Origin of the sequence: Actinomyces sp. MRS3W (assembly GCF_032465695.1) — a bacterium.
Taxonomy (GTDB): domain Bacteria; phylum Actinomycetota; class Actinomycetes; order Actinomycetales; family Actinomycetaceae; genus Actinomyces.
Window position 1 is genome coordinate 1 of record NZ_JAWDJJ010000176.1, and the last position, 4,454, is coordinate 4,454.

A 4,454-nucleotide genomic window follows, 5' to 3' on the forward strand; every position below is an offset into this window, starting at 1 on the left:
GCTCACCGCCGTCCTCGACCCGGTCATTCCCGGCCTGGACGACGCCGGACCCCGCCAGATCGACCCCGCCACCGCCGCCCCGCTGCTGCCGCAGGTCGGCTGCGCCTACGCGGGCGGCAGGCGAGTCATGTCCACCCGCGAGGCCGCCCTCCCCGCGGCCCGCGGCACCAGCCCGGCCACCGTCGCCTCCGCCGGCCCGATCGAGGCGCCCGTGCGGGTCAGCGGCGGCCTGGAGGTGGGCCCGGCCAAGCTGGACCAGCGCGGCAAGCTGGTCGGGCTGGGCGGCATGGACGTCGTCGGCCCGCTGACCACCATCTGGCGGGCGCCCACCGACAACGACGAGGGTCACGGCCCCGTTGACTACTGGCACGTGCCCCCGACCGGCGCCAACCGGGGCGCCGGAGCCGGCACGCCCGGACCCTCCTCGGCCGACCGCTGGCGCGAGGCGCGCCTGCACCTGCTGAGTGAACGCCACGTCTCCACCACTGTCACAGACGGCGGTGAAGCGCCCGGGGGCGGCGTCGTTGTGGTGCGTACACGCTGCTCGGCACCCGAGATGGCCTGGGCGTTGGATGTCACCACCACCCTGGCCGCTGCCAGCGGCGGGGTACGCCTGCGCACCGAGATCGTCCCTACGGGGAATCTGCCCGCGGTGCTGCCCCGCCTGGGTGTGCGCCTCGGTCTGCCTCCGCAGCTGACCCGCGCCACCTGGTGCGGCACCGGTCCGGCGCCCGCCTACACCGATCTGACCGGGGCGCTGCGGCACGGTGCGTTCACCGGCGACGTCGACTCCCTGTGGCAGCAGCCGGTCCGCCCCCAGGAGGGCGGCAGCCGCCCCGAATTGCGGCACCTGCGGCTCACCGGGGCGGACGGCGCCGGCCCGCGCCTCGACGTCGTCATTCCCGCGACCTGTCCGCTCACCTTCTCGCTGAGCCCGTGGAGTCTGGAGAACCTCACCGCTGCCGAGCATGCGGAGGAGCTTGCCGTCGACTCTCATCTGTGGCTGCACCTGGACGCCCTCCACCACGGCATCGGCTCGCGTTCCTGCGGCCCCGACGTGCGTCCGGAGGCGGCGGCCGCGCCCCGTCCGGTCGTCATCCAGGCCTGGCTTGGCGTTGCGGCCGGCTGACAGTTGAGTGCACGGGTTAGCCCATGAGGTCATGGGTTAGCCCACGAAGTCATGAGCCGGGGCTATGACGTGGAGGGTTAACCCATGACTTCGATGGCTGCTGATTGCCGACGACGGTTTCGGCGCGGGTCCACCGCCTGCCGGATGCGGGCGGCTAGCCTCGCAGCATGACGCTTGCCGTGTACCCCGGAACCTTCGACCCGATCACCCTCGGGCACGTCGACGTCGTGCGCCGCGCCGCGACGCTGTTCGACCGGGTCATCCTCGGTGTCGCCCAGAACATCGCCAAGGACGGCGGCCGCCTGTTCAGCATTGAGCAACGCGTCGAGTTGGCCCGCGACGCGCTCGCGGACCTGCCCGACGTGGAGGTGGCCGTGATCCCGGGGCTGCTCGCGGACTTCTGCCGGCAGCGAGGCGCCGACGCCATTGTCAAGGGCCTGCGCAACGGCACCGACTTCGACGCCGAAATCCCCATGGCCCTGGTCAACCGGGAGCTGGGCGCCCCCGAGACGTACTTCCTGGCCGCCGCTCCGACCCACGCACACGTCTCCTCCTCCCTGGTCAAGGACATTGCCCGCCATGGCGGGGACGTCACCGGTCTTGTGCCCGCCGGCGTCGCCGTCGCCCTTGGCAAGGCCCTGGCCGCCGGCCACGACCGCACCATCCCCGAACCGCATGAGAAATGAGGGACACCCCGTGACTACCCGCGCTGATGCCGGAGACGACCTGCTGCGCATCCTCGACGAGCTGGACGAACTGGTCTCCACCGCCCGCTCCCTGCCCATGACCTCCTCCGCGATCGTGGGCCGCGAGGAGGTGCTTGACCTCATCGAGCGCGCCCGCCAGGCCGTCCCCACCGCCGTGCATCGGGCCGAGGAGATTGTGGCCGACGCCGACGCCGTCCTGGCGCAGGGGCGTGAGGAGTCCGCGCGGATCGTCGCCCACGCCCAGGAGGAGGCCGACCGGCTGGTTGCCGGGGAGAACATCGTGCGCATGGCCAACGACCGCGCCGACGCCATCATCTCCGCCGCCGAGGAACGAGCCGAACGGCTGCGTCACGGCGCCGACGACTACTCCGACCGTTCGCTCGCCGCCCTCGAGGGCGGCGAGCGAACGGTCGGAGTAGTCGTCGGCGCCGTGACGCAGCCGTTCGGCTCGTTCCTCGGCGGCGGAGATGATGGCGTCGGCGCGGTCGTTGGCCATGCGCACGATGTTCTCCCCGGCAACCAGCCGGTCGGCCTCCTCCTGGGCGTGGGCGACGATCCGCGCGGACTCCTCACGCCCCTGCGCCAGGACGGCGTCGGCGTCGGCCACAATCTCCTCGGCCCGATGCACGGCGGTGGGGACGGCCTGGCGGGCGCGCTCGATGAGGTCAAGCACCTCCTCGCGGCCCACGATCGCGGAGGAGGTCATGGGCAGGGAGCGGGCGGTGGAGACCAGTTCGTCCAGCTCGTCGAGGATGCGCAGCAGGTCGTCTCCGGCATCAGCGCGGGTAGTCACGGGGTGTCCCTCATTTCTCATGCGGTTCGGGGATGGTGCGGTCGTGGCCGGCGGCCAGGGCCTTGCCAAGGGCGACGGCGACGCCGGCGGGCACAAGACCGGTGACGTCCCCGCCATGGCGGGCAATGTCCTTGACCAGGGAGGAGGAGACGTGTGCGTGGGTCGGAGCGGCGGCCAGGAAGTACGTCTCGGGGGCGCCCAGCTCCCGGTTGACCAGGGCCATGGGGATTTCGGCGTCGAAGTCGGTGCCGTTGCGCAGGCCCTTGACAATGGCGTCGGCGCCTCGCTGCCGGCAGAAGTCCGCGAGCAGCCCCGGGATCACGGCCACCTCCACGTCGGGCAGGTCCGCGAGCGCGTCGCGGGCCAACTCGACGCGTTGCTCAATGCTGAACAGGCGGCCGCCGTCCTTGGCGATGTTCTGGGCGACACCGAGGATGACCCGGTCGAACAGCGTCGCGGCGCGGCGCACGACGTCGACGTGCCCGAGGGTGATCGGGTCGAAGGTTCCGGGGTACACGGCAAGCGTCATGCTGCGAGGCTAGCCGCCCGCATCCGGCAGGCGGTGGACCCGCGCCGAAACCGTCGTCGGCAATCAGCAGCCATCGAAGTCATGGGTTAACCCTCCACGTCATAGCCCCGGCTCATGACTTCGTGGGCTAACCCATGACCTCATGGGCTAACCCGTGCACTCAACTGTCAGCCGGCCGCAACGCCAAGCCAGGCCTGGATGACGACCGGACGGGGCGCGGCCGCCGCCTCCGGACGCACGTCGGGGCCGCAGGAACGCGAGCCGATGCCGTGGTGGAGGGCGTCCAGGTGCAGCCACAGATGAGAGTCGACGGCAAGCTCCTCCGCATGCTCGGCAGCGGTGAGGTTCTCCAGACTCCACGGGCTCAGCGAGAAGGTGAGCGGACAGGTCGCGGGAATGACGACGTCGAGGCGCGGGCCGGCGCCGTCCGCCCCGGTGAGCCGCAGGTGCCGCAATTCGGGGCGGCTGCCGCCCTCCTGGGGGCGGACCGGCTGCTGCCACAGGGAGTCGACGTCGCCGGTGAACGCACCGTGCCGCAGCGCCCCGGTCAGATCGGTGTAGGCGGGCGCCGGACCGGTGCCGCACCAGGTGGCGCGGGTCAGCTGCGGAGGCAGACCGAGGCGCACACCCAGGCGGGGCAGCACCGCGGGCAGATTCCCCGTAGGGACGATCTCGGTGCGCAGGCGTACCCCGCCGCTGGCAGCGGCCAGGGTGGTGGTGACATCCAACGCCCAGGCCATCTCGGGTGCCGAGCAGCGTGTACGCACCACAACGACGCCGCCCCCGGGCGCTTCACCGCCGTCTGTGACAGTGGTGGAGACGTGGCGTTCACTCAGCAGGTGCAGGCGCGCCTCGCGCCAGCGGTCGGCCGAGGAGGGTCCGGGCGTGCCGGCTCCGGCGCCCCGGTTGGCGCCGGTCGGGGGCACGTGCCAGTAGTCAACGGGGCCGTGACCCTCGTCGTTGTCGGTGGGCGCCCGCCAGATGGTGGTCAGCGGGCCGACGACGTCCATGCCGCCCAGCCCGACCAGCTTGCCGCGCTGGTCCAGCTTGGCCGGGCCCACCTCCAGGCCGCCGCTGACCCGCACGGGCGCCTCGATCGGGCCGGCGGAGGCGACGGTGGCCGGGCTGGTGCCGCGGGCCGCGGGGAGGGCGGCCTCGCGGGTGGACATGACTCGCCTGCCGCCCGCGTAGGCGCAGCCGACCTGCGGCAGCAGCGGGGCGGCGGTGGCGGGGTCGATCTGGCGGGGTCCGGCGTCGTCCAGGCCGGGAATGACCGGGTCGAGGACGGCGGTGAGC

At 72.5% G+C, this 4,454-nt stretch carries 3 protein-coding genes and 2 pseudogenes; 2 read left to right on the forward strand and 3 right to left on the reverse strand.

What is annotated here, in order from left to right; translation table 11 throughout:
- Together RWX45_RS06505 and coaD (RWX45_RS06500) are read left to right on the forward strand one after the other, a co-directional pair.
- Positions 1 to 1,129, forward strand: a pseudogene (locus tag RWX45_RS06505) (hypothetical protein); the annotation flags it as partial.
- Positions 1,130 to 1,296: 167 nt separating this feature from the next.
- Entirely contained in the window at positions 1,297 to 1,815 is a 519-nt protein-coding gene (coaD, locus tag RWX45_RS06500) for a pantetheine-phosphate adenylyltransferase (RefSeq protein WP_316022933.1), read from the forward strand.
- On the opposite strand, the gene RWX45_RS13480 is transcribed toward coaD (RWX45_RS06500), so the two are convergent.
- The 3 genes and pseudogenes from RWX45_RS13480 to RWX45_RS06480 form a co-directional block, all read right to left on the reverse strand.
- Complete coding sequence (locus RWX45_RS13480) at positions 1,721 to 2,629, reverse strand: ATP synthase F0 subunit B (RefSeq protein WP_410050689.1); 909 nt, start codon at positions 2,627 to 2,629, stop codon at positions 1,721 to 1,723. The genes coaD (RWX45_RS06500) and RWX45_RS13480 overlap by 95 nt on opposite strands.
- 10 nt (positions 2,630 to 2,639) lie before the next feature.
- On the reverse strand, positions 2,640 to 3,158 hold the full coding sequence (gene coaD / locus RWX45_RS06485; protein ID WP_316022933.1) for a pantetheine-phosphate adenylyltransferase: 519 nt from the start codon (positions 3,156 to 3,158) through the stop codon (positions 2,640 to 2,642).
- 167 nt (positions 3,159 to 3,325) lie between these two features.
- Positions 3,326 to 4,454 (reverse strand): annotated as a pseudogene (locus tag RWX45_RS06480) (hypothetical protein); the annotation flags it as partial.